Below are 18,969 nucleotides of genomic sequence, written 5' to 3'. Positions count from 1 at the left end.
ATTTAATTAAAAAAGCCTTCATTTTTTACCAAAATGTAAGCTCATTTTTTGAAGGAAATAAGTATTTTTGCAAATATTTTAAAATTTCAGGATAAACCCCTGATTTACACTATCTATTTCAAGTTCAACAGAAACATAAAACCTTAACAACATAGTAATGAGCAACGAAAAAAAAATCAAATCAGCCTTAATCTCTGTATTTAGTAAAGATGGTTTAGAACCCATAGTTAAAGAACTAGACAAACAAGGTGTTACCATTTATTCAACAGGTGGTACAGAAAAATTTATTAATGATTTAGGTATAAACGTTGTTCCTGTTGAGGATGTTACTTCTTACCCTTCTATTTTAGGCGGACGCGTAAAAACATTGCACCCAAAAGTTTTTGGAGGTATTTTAAACAGACAGAGTCATGACGGCGATGTTGCCGAGTTAGCTGAATATGAAATTCCTCAAATTGATGTGGTAATTGTTGATTTATATCCTTTTGAAAAAACGGTAGCCTCTGGAGCTAGCAATCAAGATATCATTGAAAAAATTGACATAGGTGGTATTTCATTAATTCGTGCTGCCGCAAAAAATTATGCCGATGTAATTTGTGTGTCTTCTGTTGCTGATTATGCTGAATTTTTAGAGTTAATTTCTGCCAATGAGGGGTCTATTTCAGAAGAAGACAGAAAACGATTTGCCACCAAAGCATTTAACGTATCTTCGCATTATGACACCGCTATTTTCAACTATTTCAACCAGAATAATGAAGAAACCGTTTTAAAAATCAGCGATCAAAACGGAAAAGCGTTACGTTATGGTGAAAACCCGCACCAAAAAGGCTATTTCTTTGGAAACTTTGACGAGTTATTTACCAAACTACACGGAAAAGAATTAAGCTACAACAACCTTTTAGATGTTGATGCAGCTGTGAATTTAATGCTAGAATTTAAAGGTGACGCACCAACTTTTGCTATCTTAAAACACAATAACGCCTGTGGTTTAGCACAACGCGACACACTACACCAAGCTTATGTTGATGCCTTAGCGGGAGATCCTGTTTCGGCTTTTGGCGGTGTATTAATTAGTAATACTGAAATAGATTTAGCAACAGCCGAAGAGATTCACAAACTATTCTGTGAAGTGGTTATTGCTCCTTCTTTTTCAGCCGAAGCTTTAGATATTCTTAAAGGTAAAAAGAATAGAATATTATTAGTTATTCACGATATTGAAATGCCTGCAACAAACGTACGAAGCTGTTTAAATGGTATTTTAGTACAAGACAGAAACAACATTACAGATAAGGCCGAAGACTTAAAAACAGTAACTAACCTAGCGCCTACTGATGCTCAAATTGAAGATTTATTGTTTGCTTCAAAAATTTGTAAACACACAAAATCTAACACCATTGTATTGGCTAAAAACAAACAATTATGTGCTAGCGGAACAGGACAAACAAGTCGTGTAGATGCCTTAGAGCAGGCTATTCATAAAGCAGGCACATTTAAGTTTGATTTAAACGGAGCTGCTATGGCCAGTGATGCATTTTTCCCATTCCCTGATTGTGTTGAAATAGCAAAGAAGGCAGGAATTACATCAGTAATTCAACCAGGAGGTTCCATCAAAGACCAATTAAGCATCGATTATTGTAATGCTAATGACTTGGCTATGGTGATGACTGGCACCCGTCATTTTAAACACTAAAAATCATACACTACACCCTAAATTCATCGGTTTTTATTGCTGTCTAAATAGTCTAAAAACCGATGAATTGCGTATAAGAAACAACGGTTATATTTTAATAAAAATTTTGAACCTGTTATAAGGTATATATTTATTTACTTTTATTACATTTACGAGATTCGATTTTAAACCACTAAAAATTACCAATAACATATGGGCTTTTTTGACTTCTTAACCGAAGATATTGCGATAGATTTAGGAACCGCAAACACCCTTATAATTCATAATGACAAAGTTGTAGTTGACGCCCCTTCTATTGTGGCGAGAAATAGAGTTTCTGGAAAAATTATAGCCGTGGGTCAAGAAGCTAGTTTAATGCAAGGTAAAACGCATGAAAACATAAAAACCATTCGTCCTTTAAAAGATGGAGTTATTGCCGATTTTGATGCTTCAGAACAGATGATTAGTATGTTTATAAAAAACATACCTGCTTTAAAAAAGAAGTTTTTTACACCAGCATTAAGAATGGTGATTTGTATTCCTTCTGGCATTACGGAAGTAGAAATGCGAGCGGTAAAAGAAAGTGCAGAACGTGTTAATGGGAAAGAAGTTTATCTCATTCATGAGCCCATGGCTGCCGCTATTGGTATTGGTGTAGATATTATGCAACCTAAAGGAAATATGGTGGTTGATATAGGTGGTGGTACCACTGAAATCGCTGTAATAGCTTTAGGTGGTATTGTATGTGATAAATCGGTTAAAATTGCTGGAGATGTTTTCACCAACGATATTGTTTATTACATGCGTACCCAACACAATTTATATGTTGGAGAACGCACTGCTGAAAAAATAAAAATTCAAATTGGTGCGGCTACTGAAGATTTGGAATTACCGCCAGAAGACATGAGTGTTCAAGGGCGCGATTTACTTACTGGAAAGCCTAAACAAGTTACCATTTCGCATAGAGAAATTGCAAAAGCACTCGATAAATCTATTTTAAGAATAGAAGATGCCGTTATGGAAACCCTTTCACAAACGCCTCCTGAATTGGCAGCCGACATTTATAACACAGGTATTTATTTAGCTGGTGGTGGTTCTATGCTTAGAGGTTTAGATAAACGTCTATCACAAAAAACAGATTTACCTGTTTATATTGCCGAAGACCCCCTAAGAGCAGTGGTAAGAGGCACCGGAATTACACTAAAAAATTTAGCAAAATACAAAAGCGTATTGATTAAATAGAGCGGGCTAAGTCATGCAACAAATTATTAATTTTATAATAAGGAACAAAAACTTTTTGTTGTTCTTGTTGCTGTTTTGTGTGTCTCTTTTATTTACCATACAGTCACATTCGTATCATAAAAGTAAGTTTATTAATTCTGCAAATTTTCTTACTGGAGGGGTTTATAATTCAATAAACAACATTAGTAGTTATTTTAGCTTAAAATCGCAAAACACCTTATTGGCCGAGGAAAACAAACAGCTCAAATCACTTTGGTTTAATGCCTCACAAAAAACAGATTCTACTTATGTTGACTCCACAGCATTTCAAAGTCCGTATAGATTTTATACGGCCAATATTATTAAAAACAGCTATGCATTAACTGATAACTATTTAACCATAAATAAGGGGCGAAAAGATAGCATAAAACAAGATTTTGGTGTGATTTCTTCTAAAGGTATTATAGGAATCATAGATAAAACAAGTAGAGGGTACGGCACGGTGTTATCCATTTTAAATACAACCAGTAGAATTAGTGCACAATTAAAAAAAACCAATCATTTTGGAACACTCACCTGGAACGGAAAATCTCCTGAATTCACCCAACTAGTTGATATCCCCAAAATAGCCCCACTACAGAAAGGAGATACCATTATCACTTCTGGAAGGTCTTCTATTTTCCCAAAAGGTGTTCCTGTGGGTGTCATTGCAGACTTTGTTCTAGATCAAGCTGAAAATTTCTATGAAATAAATGTGAAACTTTTTAATGATATGACCAATATTGAACATGTATATATCATTGAAAACATAGATACAGAAGAAATACTAAACCTAAATAACAACAATAACAACGACTAAATGAATAGTATTTTTTCCATACATACTACCCGATTTATTCTTTTAGTTGTTTTTCAGGTTTTAATATTAAACCATATTAACTTTTTGGGTTATATAAATCCTTATGTTTATATTCTTTTTATTGCCTTATACCCCATAAAAAATAATAGAGTTATTTTAATAGTATTGAGTTTTTTATTGGGCTTAACCATCGACTTATTTTTAGATACAGGTGGTATTCATGCTGGGGCATCGGTGTTTATTGCATACGCACGCCCCGTACTTTTAAAAACGTCATTTGGAGCCATTTATGAACATCAAACCATAAAATTTAACACGGTAGACTTTGGATCAAAACTCACATATTTTACCCTATTAACGGTCATGCACCACCTCATCTTATTTTCTCTAGAAATTTTTAGCCTGTCAAAAATAATTTTAGTCTTACAAAAAACGTTATTCTCAAGTATTTTTACTATACTTTTAAGTGTATTGATAACTATTCTTTTTAGTAAGAAACCAAGATGAGACAACTTTTATTATTCATATCAATAATTACAGTTGGCCTATTATTTATTTCTAGGCTTTTTTACTTACAAATTTATGATGCCAGAAGTCATGATTTATATGCCGATAATGCTATTAGAAAAGTGTATGATTATCCCAAACGAGGATTTGTTTATGACAGAAACGGAAAGCTTCTTGTAGCCAATCAACCGTCATATGACGTCATGGTTATCCCCAGAGAAGTTGAGCCTTTAGATACTTTAGAATTTTGTTCACTTTTGAAAATTGATAAAGAAAAATTCATCAAAACATTAGATAAAGCAAGACATTATTCACCAAGATTACCTTCGGTTTTTGTATCTCACTTATCTAAAGAAGATTATGCCGTGCTTCAAGAAAAGATGCGAAAATTTGATGGATTTTATATTCAGAAGCGCTCTTTAAGAAGTTATGAAACAACTATTGGCGCCAACGTACTAGGCGATATTGGAGAAGTAAATAACAGAATCATCCAAAAAGACCCCTATTACAAAATGGGTGACCTTATTGGAAAACAAGGGGTTGAAGCCTCATACGAAAAAACCCTACGCGGGGTAAAAGGCATAAAGTTTATTCAAAAAGACCGTTTCAACAGAAATATAGGCCCCTACAAAAACGGAAAATTTGATACTATTCCTGAACAAGGCAAAGATATTACCATTACTATTGACGCTAAACTTCAAGAATACGGTGAACTTCTTATGAAAAATAAAAGAGGAGGCGTAATTGCTATTGAACCTTCCTCGGGCGAAATTCTTGCCATGGTAGCGGCCCCTACATACGACCCCAATATTTTAGTAGGCAGGGAACGTTCAAAGAACTTCACCAAGTTATATAATGACTCTATTGCCAAACCACTTTTTAACCGAAGTTTACAAGGGGTTTATGAGCCTGGTTCACCATTCAAATTAATGAATGCCTTAATTGGTTTACAAGAAGGTGTGATAACTCCCGAAGAAACCGTTACCTGTTATCGTGGCTATAAATACGGTAACCGATTTATGAAATGTCATTGTAACTATGGCACCAGAAATAATATTGTAGGAGGTATTCAGCGTTCATGCAATGCCTACTTTGCTACAGCCTATAGAAAAATATTAGACAAAAATGGCAATGCTTCAGACGGCATTGATGTTTGGAGTAGCCACGCCAAGAGTTTTGGTTTAGGACAATTTTTAAATAATGATTTATATGTAGGACAAAAAGGAAGGATTCCTGATAGAGCTTATTATAAATACATTTATCCCAAAACCTTTTATTCTACCTATACCATTTCAAATGCTATTGGCCAAGGGGAGGTAGCCACAACCCCCATTCAATTAGCCAATATGGTAGCGGCTATAGCAAACAGAGGCTACTATTTTACCCCGCATATTATAAAAAAGATTGAAAACGAGACTTTACCAGAACAGTTTACAAAACCTAAATACACCACCATTGACAAGCGGAATTTTGAACCCGTTATTGAAGGTATGTATCAAGTTTACAAAAAAGGAACGGCGGCTTCATTGCAAGTAAAAGATATAGATATTTGTGGAAAAACAGGTACCGTTGAGAATTTTGCTATTATTGATAGTGTTAAAACACAATTAACAGACCATTCTATTTTTGTAGCCTTTGCTCCAAAAGACAATCCTAAAATTGCTATTGCCGTATTTGTTGAAAATGGCTATTGGGGAAGCCGGTTTGCTGGAAAAGTAGCGAGTTTAATGATTGAAAAACACATAAAAGGGTTCATTACTAGAACCGACTTAGAAGATTGGCTTTTAAGACACTCGTTACAAGATGAATATGCCAAACCCTACTCTGGAAAACCCTTTCAAATTAATGGCTATACACAACTGCAAACCATTGAAGAGAAAGATTACCTTCAATTAAAAAAGAAACTACAACATATTAACAGCACAAGTAATTAATGGTTAGGGAGACAAACAGACATTTTAAATTTGATTGGATTACCATAATACTCTTTTTACTGTTAGTTGGCTTTGGTTGGTTAAACATTTTATCGGCTTCACATACTGGTAGTAGTATAGATTATTTTGATTTCTCACAACCGTTTGGAAAACAACTGATGTTTATTTTTCTAACTTTCGGACTCATTGTTATTCTCTTAGCTATTGATGCCAAGTTTTATGAACGGTTTTCAAGCCTTATTTACATCATATCCATGCTATCTTTAGTTGGCTTATTCTTTTTTGGAAAGAACGTAAATGGCGCAACATCTTGGTATGCTATTGGAGGCATGACATTACAGCCCAGTGAATTTGCAAAAACTGCCACTGCTCTAGCCGTTGCTAAATATATTAGTGACCTCAACACCAATATTAAAGTATTAAAAGATCAATTACAGGTATTTACCATTATTATCATTCCTGCCCTTTTAGTTTTACTTCAAAATGATACAGGCAGCACCTTGGTTTACGCTTCTTTCTTTTTCGTGTTATATAGAGAAGGGTTGCCTAAATACTACCTTTCTATTGGTATTTCGGTTATTGTTTTATCTATTTTGTCATTAAAATTTGGCCCCCTCATTTCATCTTCTCTGGCGGTTATATTAGTGATTGGTTTTCATTTTCTAAGCAAGAATAAATTAAGAATATTTCAATCTATAATTATTTTATTACTGGCCTTTTTAGTCTCTTTTGGTGTAAAATTCTTTTACCAAAGCATTTTAAAACCGCATCAGCAAGATCGTATTAGTCTTTGGTTACGATTAGAAAAAGATCCTGAAAAGCTAGAGCAAATGAAGCAAACGTTTGCCTATAACCTAAATGAATCAGAAAAAGCTATTAGCTCGGGCGGATTAACAGGTAGAGGTTTTATGGAAGGCACTAGAACCACAGGAAAATTTGTTCCAGAACAACATACAGACTATATTTTCAGCACCGTTGGTGAAGAGTGGGGCTTTATAGGAAGTTCATTTGTAGTCATACTTTTTGTTTTATTATTACTACGCATTTTACACCTTGCCGAACTGCAAAAATCACAATTTAGTAGAGTTTATGGTTATGGTGTGGCCTCCATTATTTTTATTCACTTTTTTATAAATATAGGTATGGTGATGGGTATTATTCCAACCATAGGTATCCCTTTACCCATGTTTAGTTATGGTGGCTCTGGCCTCTGGGCTTTTACTATCTTGATTTTTATTTTTATTAAGCTCGATTCAAATAGAATCAATGAATGGTAAGCACTTACTTTTTAAGTTCTAATTTTTCGGCAAAATAATCGCAAAAATCTTTCATAGTAGCACTCATTTTTTCATCTTGTGTAGCTCTGTAGAAGGTATCACTCATGGCCACTAAGGTTTGATGAAAAAACAACTTCATCTCATCAACGGGCATATCTTTAGTCCATAAATCAATACGAAGTGTTTCTTTTACTTTTGAATCCCAAACAGCAAGCATCATCGCTTTGGCTTCTTCATTGGCAATACCTCCATCTTCAGCCGTCCAAAATAATTTTTCTGGAATGCGATTTTCATCTAAAGCAACGTTTAATTCTATCTTTGACGTGTTTATTTTTGACATTACTTGCGGGGTTTAAATTTTGAGTTATTAAAAATCTCTTCTGTATTTTTTGAGAGCATATCTGAAAGCTTAACATCATTATTCTTCATGTAAGCTTTAACAATTTGCCAGCCTATAAATTGCCCTAATCTACCTGGGGAATCTGCATCAATCTCTTCTAAATAAAATTTTGTGAAAGGTGCAGGGTTTATAAACCTACTTGGTAATTTAGAGTCTGTACTAAACAATAATTCACGTTCAACAAAATACCTCCAAATATAACTTTCGTTAGCACGAGCCCATTCTAGTTCATTGTCTGTATAACCTATGCGCTCCGCTTCTGTTTTAAATGGTATTACAGCATCTTTAAAATAAAGGCATTTGCCAAAATAAACCATTTCATCAAGCAAAGTTTTTCTGGCAGGATGAAACACATACTTCTTTGCATATTCATCGGCCAAATCAACAACAACCTGCTCTTTAGTAAGTCCTGCTCTTATATATTTTGGTATACTGGCATAATAGTCATGATTACTCCCTAAATACGCATCTAAGGCAATTAAAGCAATGGTATCGGTCACAATAACTCTATTTCTATAATCAACATCATTGGTTACTGTAATCACTCTGGGCGGGGTGAACTCAGGAAAATAATACGTTAAGTGATTAAACAAAAATTCAATCTCTCCTTCCAGCGTTTCAACATTTGAAAATATTTTATTTACCTCCTGAAATAAAGCACTTTGTAAGCTATCTGACTTTTTTTCTAACCAGAACGTATCTGAGAATTTTTCAGAAAACAAAAAGGGATAATCTGTTTTCAAACCTTGTAAATGGGCTTGGTCTACCTTAGCAAATAACCTATCAAACCGTTCAACCTTAATATCTGTTTGTATTTTGGCTATCTCCGCTTCATGTCCCTGTTCTTGTTTGCAAGCATATAGCAACACCATTATCAGTAATATTCGTAATACTTTCATCACATAAAACTTAATCTTCATAAATTTTTATAAATAGGGTGTATGCGTTATTTTTGCTTGCAAAGGTACTATTAAATTCAAAGAAAATGCAAATAGAAAACGTTGTAGATTATATTGTAAACTGGCTCAAGGATTATGCAACCAAGTCTGGCATGAATGGCTTTGTTGTTGGGGTTTCAGGAGGTATTGATTCTGCCGTAACCTCTACCTTATGCGCTAAAACAGGACTTAAGGTGTTATGCGTAGAAATGCCTATTCATCAAGCTTCAAGCCATGTAACACGCGCTCAAGAACATATGACTCAACTAAAAAAACGTTTCTCTAATGTTAGCACTACCAAAGCAGATTTGACGCCTGTTTTTGAAGAATTTAAAACTGAAGTTATTTTAGAGGGCAAGCAAGCTACCGTTGATATGGCACTGGCAAATACACGGGCTCGTTTAAGAATGACTACTTTGTACTATTATGCTGGGTTATATAAAATGCTGGTTGCGGGTACAGGAAATAAAGTAGAAGATTTTGGGGTTGGCTTTTACACAAAATATGGTGATGGTGGTGTAGATTTAAGCCCTATTGCCGATTTAGTGAAGTCTGAAGTATATCAATTAGGAAAATACCTAGATGTACCTGAATCTATAATGATTGCTGCTCCTAGTGATGGCTTGTTTGGTGATGCCAGAAGTGATGAAGACCAAATAGGTGCATCATACCCAGAGCTTGAATGGGCTATGGCTATGGATGAAAAAGGTAAAACTATTGCTGATTTTTCAGGTAGAGAACTTGAAGTCTTCAAAATCTATAAACGCTTCAATACGGCTAACAAGCACAAAATGGTTCCTATCCCAATTTGTAAAATTCCTAATAATTTCACACAATAATTGCTATATATGTAAAAAAGTATTAACTTAGCAGTAAGTATAATCTCTCAAGTACAGCTTACGGGATGAGTTGTATCTAAAATCTCTCAATTATGATAAATTTATTAATAGCAGACAATCATCCGATTACCAGAAAAGGATTGGAAGTGCTTTTCTCTGCTTCTCCTAACATTAAAATTGTAGGAAGTGTTGACAATGGCGATGCCATTTTAGAATTTGTGAAGAAAAATCCGATAGACATTGTCTTGACCGAAGCAGATCTTCCAAAATTAAACGGTTTAACCGTATTACGTTATTTAAAAAATGACCACCCAGACGTTAAAACGATTATTTTTAGCGGCCAACCAGAAGAAGTTTATGCCATAAATGCTATAAAAGCTGGGGCATCAGGCTACTTAAACAAATCTGTAAATGTGATTACCATTAATGAAGCAATTTTAAAAGTTGCTGATGGCGGTATTCATTTAAGTAATGAATTAACTCAACAATTAGCCTTTGGTTCTCGAGTTAACAAAGGAGGTACGTTTTACAAAAAACTATCTACGCGAGAAGCGGAAGTTTTAAAACTGCTTACCATTGGTAGAAAGAACAAAGAAATTTCTCAAGAGCTTAACATTAATGAGAAAACAGTAAGTACGTATAAGGCAAGACTTATGCGAAAACTTAAAGTAAATAACTTGGTGGATTTAGTAAGCCAGGCTAAACTATCTCAAGAAGTTTCATAGTACTCTATTTAACTTTCTAGACAACAACATTTTTAGACCCGAATAGTCTTTTACTTGCTCAAGTACATCTCTATTCGTGTCTAATTTGTTTTGTATGGTTTCATATTGAAACTCTTTTACCTTTTGATCAATTAAAAAACAACGCAAACTTAAAATGGTTTCACTAACTAATTGTGATACAGTATGTAGTTTTTCTTTAGGAAAAATATTCATTCTTTTCCAATCATCCAAAGTATAGCGTTCGTCATCCATCAAAATCGTAGTAATTTCGTTAGCCATATCTTGATCAACGGTATTTACAAAAGTCTTAAGTTCAAAATTGTCATCTTGATTTAATCTGTCTATGATGGTATAATAAAGCGTTTTAAATTTGGGATTTGAAAATTCCATTTCATCATCCTGCAAATCCAAAAATATTTTTTCAAACACCTTAGCCTGCTGTATTTCGGGTACTAAGATTAATTCGCCATTATCATTTTCCTTTAAAACCAAATCTTCAAACTCTTGACTCATGTGCCCATACAGCAATAGCAACTCTATAATTTTTCGTTCTAAAAGATACTGTACATCAACCTTTTTAACAGGTTGCTGATGCTTAATAACTTCAAAAGCCTTCTGCTCAGATTTTAGTTTTTTACCTTCTTCCTGTATTTCTTTTTTATTGATTTGTGCCAAAGTGCTAAACAGCACCTCTTCACTAACATCCATTATTCTGGCACATTCTTGTATATAGATTTCTTTTTTGATTCTATCAGGAATCTTTGAAATACTATTTATAATATCTCTTACCGTTTCTGCCTTCTTTATTGGGTCATTCTTTGATTCTTCAAACAAAACAGAAGCCTTAAATTGAATAAAATCCTTGGCATTAGCGTTTAAATACTCCGTCAACTCCTGTAAAGTATTTTGTTTGGCAAAGCTATCAGGGTCTTCACCTTCAGGAAAGGTACACACCTTAACATTCATACCTTGTTCTAATATCAAATCAATACCTCTCAACGAGGCACGCATGCCCGCAGCATCTCCATCAAAAAGCACGGTGATGTTTTTGGTAAGCCGGTTTATTAATCTGATTTGCTCTGATGTTAATGCCGTACCCGAAGAAGATACTACATTTTTTATACCCGTTTGATAGAACTGAATCACATCAGTATACCCTTCAACCAGATAGCAATTATCTTCTTTAGCAATACTTTGCTTGGCATGATAAATACCATAAAGCACCTTACTTTTATGGTAAATATCGCTTTCAGGCGAATTCATGTATTTTGCAGCCTTTTTATCGGTCACAAGTATTCTTCCTCCAAAACCAAGCACCCTGCCACTCATGCTCTTTATTGGAAACATAACGCGCCCTTTAAACCTATCAAAACGTTTATCTTCCTTAACAATAGTTAACCCCGTTTTTTCAAGGTACTCAATGCTATATCCTTTTTTTAAAGCTTCATCGGTAAATCCTTGCCATACATCAAGGGCATAGCCTAAATCAAAGGTTTTAATCGTTTCTTCTGTAAACCCTCTTTCTTTAAAGTAACTTAATCCTATAGACTTTCCTTGATCGGTTTTATGAAGTATATTCTGAAAATAGGTATTAGCAAACTCACTTACTAAATACAAACTTTCCTTTTCATTGGCTTTTTCTTTCTGGGCATCAGACTGAACCGTTTCTTCAATCTCAATATTATACTTTTTAGCCAAATATCTTATAGCCTCAGGGTAAGTAAAATGTTCATGTTCCATTAAAAAAGAAACGGCTGTACCTCCTTTTCCTGTTGAAAAGTCTTTCCATATTTGCTTTACTGGTGATACCATAAAGCTTGGGGAACGCTCATCACTGAACGGACTTAACCCTTTAAAATTACTACCCGCCTTTTTTAATTGTACAAAATCACCAATAACCTCCTCAACTCGAGCAGTTTCAAAAACTAAATCTATAGATGCTGGCGAAATCAATACCTTATAATTTTGAAGATGTAAATGTACTACAAATTAATACATTTTCAATAATTACACCTATTCCTATACTGGAAATAACAGCTTATTATAAGTTACAGATTGTATACCTGCTTAATGGTTTAGTCCATATCAAACCGTAAACCAACTGAAATATTATTTTGGGAAATAGCTTGGTTTCTAAATATAGGGTTTAAGTCGTATTTCACATAAAGCGCTGTTGTGCCCAATGCTATATAAGAACTAACACCATAAATCAACTCAGATGTATTAAATCCGCTTCTGGCCTTATCTTTTACCTTTTTACCATTTTCATTTTGGTATTTCACTTTTTGAAGCGTGCCTATATTAAATCCGGCATAGCCTCCAACTCCAAACTTAAATTGCTTTTTGGTTGAATACCTAAAATAGGTATCCTTATCTATACGTTTTGATGGGCCTATTTCCAAATGAAGAGGAAAAACAAAGTTTGTGACTCTGAATTTTGACACACGTACAGGGTATGGAAATTCTTCTAAGTTGATGGCACCATCAGTATTCACAAAATACATATTGTCTCTAATGTTAAGTTTATTCCATTGTATTGAAGCCCCATATTTAAATCTAAAAAAATTAGAATGCTCTAAAAGCCTGGTTTTCCAAGCAAATCCTAATTCTATAAATCCTGAACCTCCAATTTTATACGGTGTATCATCTAACTTTTCTCCTTCTATTAAGGCATTATTAAACCCCATGGCAAATACCAAATCACTTTGGGTGCGCTTGTCATATTTTTTTGGTTTCTTTTTATCCTTAATTTTTATCCACAGAAATTCGTCATCATCATTTGATACTTCTATTTCTATATTAGACACATCGGTAATATCCTTATGAAGATAGTCCTTTTCATTGCGCTCAAGTAAGGCTATTTTATTATCAATAATGGCTATTCTGTTTTCAATATTTAAAGCCCGTTTTTTTGATGCCTCCTTTTTTAATTGATTGGCCTGTTCTTCTGTAATTTCTCCTTGTTCTAATCTTGTATTAATAGCCTGTACTTCTGCTTTTAAAAATTGACGTTCTTCTGTTTTAACATCTAATTTAGCTTGTTTATAAGCCTCTATTTTATACTGATTATTTGTGTTTTGAATAGTATCTTGCGCATTGATGAGATGCGTTATTAAGCATACTACTAATAACACCCCATACTTAAGTAGAGTTTGCATGTTTGTTCGTTTTTTATGATTGATGTTTGATTGATATTATTCGTTACGCTGCGCTACCGCCGTTTTTACCGTATTATATTTGGCTTTTATCGCTTCAAAAACCCTTGTTCTAAAAGACTGATCAAGTTCTTCTTCTACCTCTTGCAATAAGGCGTTGGCATCTACAGACTGTTGCTCATTGTTGAGCCTAGACAAGGCTATATCCTGTTCTGCCGCTTTAAGTAATGCCTCAATATCTGCGTCGGTTACAACTTGCTTATTAGACGCCAATATTTCAACCTGAGCAACTATACTTTTAATCTTTTGTTCTTCAATAATTGAACGTTCTTGCAAAACATCTTCATTGAGGTTCTTAACCTTTGTATGCGTTTGCTCTTGGTTGTTAAGTGAAGATTGAGTAATGGTAGTTACATGTATTTCAGTTTCTGAAGTTGTTATCAGACTTAATGTATTATCGTGATTTACACTAGATGCTTCTTGGTCATTTTTAACGGTGTCTGCAACTTCTATAATGTTGTGCTGTTCTACCTCTGTTAAAACTTCCTGACTTATGATCTTGTTAGAGTCAATAAATGGTTCTTGTTTATGAGATACAATATAGAACAAAAAAGCAGCAACACTAGCCGCCAAACCAATGCGCCAGTATCTTGTGTTATGCCTTGGCGAAATTTCTACATCTAACTGATGTGATAAATTATCCCAAGCTTTTTTGGAAGGCTCAAGTCTTCTATTGTTTACCTTTTCCTTTATATCTTTTTCAAAATTAATTGGTGCCATAGTTTACCGTATTTAACTTTTTTACGCCCTTTTGAAGCATTTTTCTAGCCTTATAAAGTTGTGATTTTGACGTTCCCTCAGTGATATGCAATAGACTAGCAATTTCACAGTGCTTATACCCTTCAATAGCATACATAACAAAAACAACTTTATACCCATCAGGAAGCATATCAATAAGCTGTTGAATTTCTACTACCTGCAAATCTGCTTCTATGGTGTTGGGCTGTTCTTTGTTAGGAATAATTTCTTCAACCGAAAAAACAAGCTGTTTTTGTTTTCTAATAAAAGAAATAGATTCTCTTACCATAATGCGCCTTACCCACCCCTCGAAACTTCCTTCAGATCTATAATTCTTTAAATGAGAAAACACTTTTAAAAAACCATTAAGCATGACCTCTTCGGCATGTTGTATATCCTTGACATAAGTTCTACAAACGCTTAGCATTTGCGGAGCATACAAATCAAACAAAATACGTTGTGCCTCTCTATTTTGTTTAATAGCTTTTTGAATCAAAACAGATTCTTTTTTATGAAGCGGAATAACTTTCAAAAATGGTTTCATTTGGTCTTCTATTTTATAAGACGCTTTTTTATAACAAATGGTTGCCTCGTGATATATTTTTTTTAAGTTTCAATTAAAAAAACACCATATGATACATTTGGTTAACTTTACCAAAATTAATGGAATGGAATAACTTCTTTAAAATGAAAACACTAAAATTTCCAACCGCTCAAACTATTTTACTGCTTATTGCTGTTTTTGTTACCATATTAACGTGGTTAGTCCCTGCAGGAAAATATGACACCTTAACCTATGATGCTTCTAGCAAAACATTCATAAGAACAAGTGAACATTCAGCCACAACACTACCAGCTACACAAAAAACACTAGAATCATTAGATATCAAAATTCCAATTGAAAAATTTACGAATGGTGATATTTATAAACCTATTGGTATTCCCAATACCTACAAGGCATTAAACTCTAAACCTCAAGGCTTAACCGCATTAATACAAGCTCCTATAAAAGGTATTATAGCCGCTTCCGACATTATTTTTCTGATCTTAATTATTGGTGGTTTAATAGGTATTATGAATGTAACTGGTGCCTTTGATGCGGGAATTTCTTGGTTAGCCCATCTGCTAAAAGGTTATGAATTTATTTTAATCATTCTTGTTACTACTCTTATTGCCCTGGGCGGTACAACTTTTGGATTGGCTGAAGAAACCATGGCTTTTTTCCCCATATTAATTCCTGTTTTTTTAGCGGCAAAATATGATGCCATGGTTGGACTTGCTTGTATCTTTTTAGGATCGGCCATAGGTACTATGTGTTCTACAATAAATCCTTTTTCTACCATAATAGCCTCTGATACTGCTGGGATTAACTGGACTACAGGTTTAACTAACCGAGTTATCATGTTAGTAATTTGTCTTGTTGCAACAATATTATACATTCTTCGATATGCCAAGAAGGTAAAATTAGACCCTACCAAATCTCTCATTTTTAATCAGAAGGAAGAAATTGAACAGTTATTTGGCTTACACGACTTAAATACTTCAGTAAAATTTAACCCCAGACTCATATTAATATTATTGGTTTTTTCTCTATGCTTTGTGGTGATGATAGCTGGTGTTTCTTTCTGGGACTGGTGGTTTATTGAAATGACCGCTACCTTTTTATTAGGTGCCATTTTAATAGGCTTTATTGCTAAAATAAAAGAGAGCGTTTTTGTGGAAGAGTTTGCCAAAGGTGCTGCCAGCCTATTGAGTGTGGCTTTTATTGTAGGAATAGCCCGTGGCGTTACCATTATTATGGAGGACGGATTAATAAGTGACACCTTACTTTATCATGCTAGCATGGTTACCGAAGGCATGAGCAAAGGAATATTCACAAATGTTATGCTTATCATTTACAGTGGATTATCATTCTTTATGCCTTCCTCATCAGGTATGGCTGTATTAACCATGCCTATTATGTCCCCATTAGCCGACACTGTTAATATTGGTAGAGAAATTATTGTTGACACCTATCAATACGGTATGGGTTTATTCTACCTAATTAACCCTACTGGATTGATTTTGGCCGCACTAGCCATTGTAAATGTAGGTTTTAACAAATGGTTAAAATTTATAATGCCCTTGTTTTTTATACTTTTTATAATTACAATGATTTTACTAACCATTTCAGTTTATTAATCTCTATATAATGGTAAGGTTGAGCAACGGAATAACCCTTCTTGTTTACCTATTTCATGATAAGGCACTTCTTCAACTGTAAACCCTTGTTGACGTAGCCATGCGTTAAGCCGTGTAAAATTCTTTTCGGAAATCACAACCTCTTCCGAAATAGAAAACACATTGCTATTCATGGCATACATTTCATCTTTATTGATTTCAAAAATATTGTCTTTCCCAAAATGATTCACTAACCAGTCATATTCCTTTTCAACTAAAAATCCGTTTTTATGAATAATTGCTTTCCCTTTTCCTAAGGGGTTAAAGCAACAGTCTAAATGAAGTGCATTTTCTCTTGGATTTGTATTAGACTTTCTTAGCTCAAATGATTTTACAATTTTGTTAGGAAATAACTCTTGTAAAGCGATAACCGCATCAATATTTGTGCGTGCTGTTATAAAATTAGCATAGTCACTTCCTGAATAGGTGCCCACAAAAATATAGTCATTCCAAGGCATAACATCACCACCTTCTACATGACATTCTTTTGGTAGTATCATACGTTTATCTGGACTAACTTGATTCCATATATAATCAATAGCATGTACTTCCTCCTCTCTATGTGGTAAAATATTTGCTTCAATCATAATATCTTCAATAACAAAAGCTATATCACGCGAAAATATTTGATTACAATCTTGTATAACCTTGGGTTTAAGCACGTCTACCTGATACTTTTTAAACACAGATTCAAGTGCGTTCATTTCAGCAATCATATCAAGCTCTGTAGGATAGGTTCCTGCTTTAATATGTTCAATACTTTTAGGATCATAGCAATCGTCTAGTTTGGGAATGGGGCCATTGCTAATTGCAGTTCCCAAGACAACCTTACGTAGTCTTGACGTTTCGTTTTTTATATTAAGTTTTAACATACTTTCAACCAAAAAAACAGTCATTAATTAAACGCTCAAAACTAACAATAATAAAATACTTTATTGAAGATTTTTTATAAATTCACCCTAAAAAAAGAAAAGTTTCACAGAAAACCCATGAAACTTAAATATAATGCAAAATTAATATATTTTTATCTAGCGTCTACAGGAACAAATTTCCTTTCAGTTGCGCCTACATATATTTGTCTTGGTCGTCCTATTGGTTCTTTACGTAAACGCATTTCTCTCCATTGCGCTATCCAACCAGGTAAACGCCCTATTGCAAACATTACGGTAAACATATCTGTAGGAATTCCCATAGCCCTATAAATAATACCCGAATAGAAATCTACATTTGGATATAATTTTCTATCTACAAAGTAAGAATCTTCTAAGGCTTCTTTTTCTAACCCTTTGGCAATATCAAGAATGGGATCTTCAATTCCTAAATCATGTAATACTTGATCGGCAGCCTTTTTGATAATTCTTGCTCTTGGATCAAAGTTTTTATAAACGCGATGCCCAAAGCCCATTAATCTAAACGGATCGTTTTTATCTTTAGCTTTAGCCATATACTTTTTGGTATCACCACCATCAGCTTGAATAGCCTCCAACATCTCTAAAACCGCTTGATTGGCCCCACCGTGAAGCGGTCCCCAAAGGGCTGAAATTCCAGCAGAAATTGATGCAAACAATCCAGCATGAGACGAACCAACCACTCGAACTGTTGAGGTAGAACAGTTTTGCTCATGGTCTGCATGTAAAATCAACAACTTGTCCATAGCATCAACTAAGACTTGATTCTGAACATAGGTTTTATTCGGTTTAGTGAACATCATTTTAAGCAAGTTTTCTACGTAGCCCAAAGAGTCATCTCCATAATCTAAAGGTAAACCTTGTTTTTTACGCATGGTCCATGCTACCAAAACTGGCATTTTACCAAGAATTCTAACCACAGACTTGTACATATCAGCTTCTGATTCCACATTTACTGAAGATGGATTAAAAGCTGTCAAAGCACTTGTTAATGATGAAATAACACCCATTGGATGTGCCGATTTAGGGAAAGCCTCTACAATCTTTTTTACATCTTCATCGACAACAGACTCCGCTTTAATATCATCATGAAACTTATCATTTTGTTCTTTCGTAGGTAATTCACCAAAAATCAATAAATAAGCAACTTCTAAAAAATCTACATTCTCAGCTAACTCAGCAATATCATATCCGCGATATCTTAAAATACCTTTTTCTCCATCTAAAAAGGTTATTGCACTCTCACAAGACCCTGTGTTTTTAAATCCAGGATCTAGTGTAATAACGCCTCCTGAACTCGCTCTTAGTGTAGAGATATCAATTGCCAACTCATTTTCAGTTCCTTTTATTAAAGGAAGCTCAATTTTTTTATCATTAATCTCAATAGTAGCTTTATCTGCCATGCTTTTTATGTAATATTTTGTTTCGTTATGCGGATGGCTAATTTACAAATATTTGATAGATTTTCCCTGCATAATTATGAATGATTTAATCAATTAACAGATTGGTAAAATAAATG

Annotated in this window: 17 protein-coding genes; 9 read left to right on the top strand and 8 right to left on the bottom strand. The window is 34.1% G+C overall.

The features are described 5' to 3' along the window. Positions 1-157: 157 nt before the first annotated feature. The 6 genes from purH to rodA all read left to right on the top strand — a co-directional run bounded on the left by purH (position 158) and on the right by rodA (position 7,467). Positions 158-1,690 carry a bifunctional phosphoribosylaminoimidazolecarboxamide formyltransferase/IMP cyclohydrolase gene (gene purH, locus KFZ70_RS08130; RefSeq protein WP_139697382.1) on the top strand — a complete coding sequence of 511 codons (1,533 nt, stop codon included), beginning with the start codon at positions 158-160 and terminating at the stop codon, positions 1,688-1,690. A 192-nt stretch (positions 1,691-1,882) separates the two neighbouring features. Then, complete coding sequence (locus KFZ70_RS08125) at positions 1,883-2,911, top strand: rod shape-determining protein (RefSeq protein ID WP_139697387.1); 1,029 nt, start codon at positions 1,883-1,885, stop codon at positions 2,909-2,911. A gap of 13 nt (positions 2,912-2,924) precedes the next feature. Then, a complete protein-coding gene (gene mreC / locus KFZ70_RS08120; RefSeq protein WP_139697388.1) occupies positions 2,925-3,749 on the top strand; it encodes a rod shape-determining protein MreC in 825 nt (274 codons plus the stop codon). Next, positions 3,750-4,256: a rod shape-determining protein MreD gene (locus KFZ70_RS08115; RefSeq protein ID WP_139697391.1), complete on the top strand. Its 507-nt coding sequence runs from the start codon at positions 3,750-3,752 to the stop codon at positions 4,254-4,256. Further along, positions 4,253-6,190 carry a penicillin-binding protein 2 gene (mrdA, locus tag KFZ70_RS08110; RefSeq protein WP_139697393.1) on the top strand — a complete coding sequence of 646 codons (1,938 nt, stop codon included), beginning with the start codon at positions 4,253-4,255 and terminating at the stop codon, positions 6,188-6,190. The genes KFZ70_RS08115 and mrdA overlap by 4 nt, the downstream gene beginning before the upstream one ends. After that, positions 6,190-7,467, top strand: a complete 1,278-nt coding sequence (gene rodA, locus KFZ70_RS08105) for a rod shape-determining protein RodA (protein ID WP_139697395.1) — start codon at positions 6,190-6,192, stop codon at positions 7,465-7,467. The genes mrdA and rodA overlap by 1 nt, the downstream gene beginning before the upstream one ends. 4 nt (positions 7,468-7,471) lie before the next feature. Here rodA and gldC read toward each other — a convergent pair whose 3' ends face one another. Next, positions 7,472-7,807 carry a gliding motility protein GldC gene (gldC, locus tag KFZ70_RS08100; RefSeq protein WP_139697397.1) on the bottom strand — a complete coding sequence of 112 codons (336 nt, stop codon included), beginning with the start codon at positions 7,805-7,807 and terminating at the stop codon, positions 7,472-7,474. Then, entirely contained in the window at positions 7,807-8,787 is a 981-nt protein-coding gene (gene gldB, locus KFZ70_RS08095; protein ID WP_233244053.1) for a gliding motility lipoprotein GldB, read from the bottom strand. Before gldB ends, gldC begins: the two co-directional genes overlap by 1 nt. A gap of 65 nt (positions 8,788-8,852) precedes the next feature. Between gldB and nadE the strand changes: the two genes are divergently transcribed. Further along, a complete protein-coding gene (nadE, locus tag KFZ70_RS08090; RefSeq protein ID WP_139697398.1) occupies positions 8,853-9,644 on the top strand; it encodes an NAD(+) synthase in 792 nt (263 codons plus the stop codon). A gap of 92 nt (positions 9,645-9,736) precedes the next feature. Then, positions 9,737-10,369, top strand: a complete 633-nt coding sequence (locus tag KFZ70_RS08085; RefSeq protein ID WP_139697400.1) for a response regulator transcription factor — start codon at positions 9,737-9,739, stop codon at positions 10,367-10,369. On the opposite strand, the gene dnaG is transcribed toward KFZ70_RS08085, so the two are convergent. The 4 genes from dnaG to KFZ70_RS08065 all read right to left on the bottom strand — a co-directional run bounded on the left by dnaG (position 10,364) and on the right by KFZ70_RS08065 (position 14,866). Beyond that, positions 10,364-12,322 carry a DNA primase gene (dnaG, locus tag KFZ70_RS08080; protein ID WP_139697402.1) on the bottom strand — a complete coding sequence of 653 codons (1,959 nt, stop codon included), beginning with the start codon at positions 12,320-12,322 and terminating at the stop codon, positions 10,364-10,366. The genes KFZ70_RS08085 and dnaG overlap by 6 nt on opposite strands. 122 nt (positions 12,323-12,444) lie before the next feature. Then, the gene (locus KFZ70_RS08075) at positions 12,445-13,527 is read right to left on the bottom strand and encodes a hypothetical protein (RefSeq protein WP_139697404.1); all 1,083 of its coding nucleotides are present in this window, start codon (positions 13,525-13,527) and stop codon (positions 12,445-12,447) included. 36 nt (positions 13,528-13,563) lie between these two features. Further along, complete coding sequence (locus KFZ70_RS08070) at positions 13,564-14,304, bottom strand: hypothetical protein (protein WP_139697406.1); 741 nt, start codon at positions 14,302-14,304, stop codon at positions 13,564-13,566. Next, positions 14,291-14,866: an RNA polymerase sigma factor gene (locus KFZ70_RS08065; RefSeq protein WP_233244054.1), complete on the bottom strand. Its 576-nt coding sequence runs from the start codon at positions 14,864-14,866 to the stop codon at positions 14,291-14,293. The genes KFZ70_RS08070 and KFZ70_RS08065 overlap by 14 nt, the downstream gene beginning before the upstream one ends. 143 nt (positions 14,867-15,009) lie before the next feature. Here KFZ70_RS08065 and KFZ70_RS08060 point away from each other — a divergent pair, with 143 nt between their 5' ends. Further along, positions 15,010-16,503, top strand: coding sequence for a YfcC family protein (locus tag KFZ70_RS08060; RefSeq protein ID WP_139697408.1), 1,494 nt, complete (start codon positions 15,010-15,012; stop codon positions 16,501-16,503). Here the strand turns inward: KFZ70_RS08060 and KFZ70_RS08055 are convergent. Continuing rightward, positions 16,500-17,414 (bottom strand): dimethylarginine dimethylaminohydrolase family protein, encoded by a 915-nt coding sequence (locus KFZ70_RS08055; RefSeq protein WP_139697669.1) that lies wholly within the window; start codon positions 17,412-17,414, stop codon positions 16,500-16,502. The two genes, KFZ70_RS08060 and KFZ70_RS08055, sit on opposite strands and share 4 nt — an antisense overlap. Before the next feature lie 152 nt (positions 17,415-17,566). Further along, positions 17,567-18,853, bottom strand: a complete 1,287-nt coding sequence (locus KFZ70_RS08050; protein WP_139697409.1) for a citrate synthase — start codon at positions 18,851-18,853, stop codon at positions 17,567-17,569. Positions 18,854-18,969 lie beyond the last annotated feature (116 nt).

The organism is Allotamlana fucoidanivorans (genome assembly GCF_045788535.1).
GTDB classification, from domain to species: Bacteria; Bacteroidota; Bacteroidia; order Flavobacteriales; family Flavobacteriaceae; genus Allotamlana; species Allotamlana fucoidanivorans.
The sequence above is the reverse complement of the archived record's forward strand: the minus strand, read 5'-3'. Positions and strand labels throughout refer to the sequence as shown.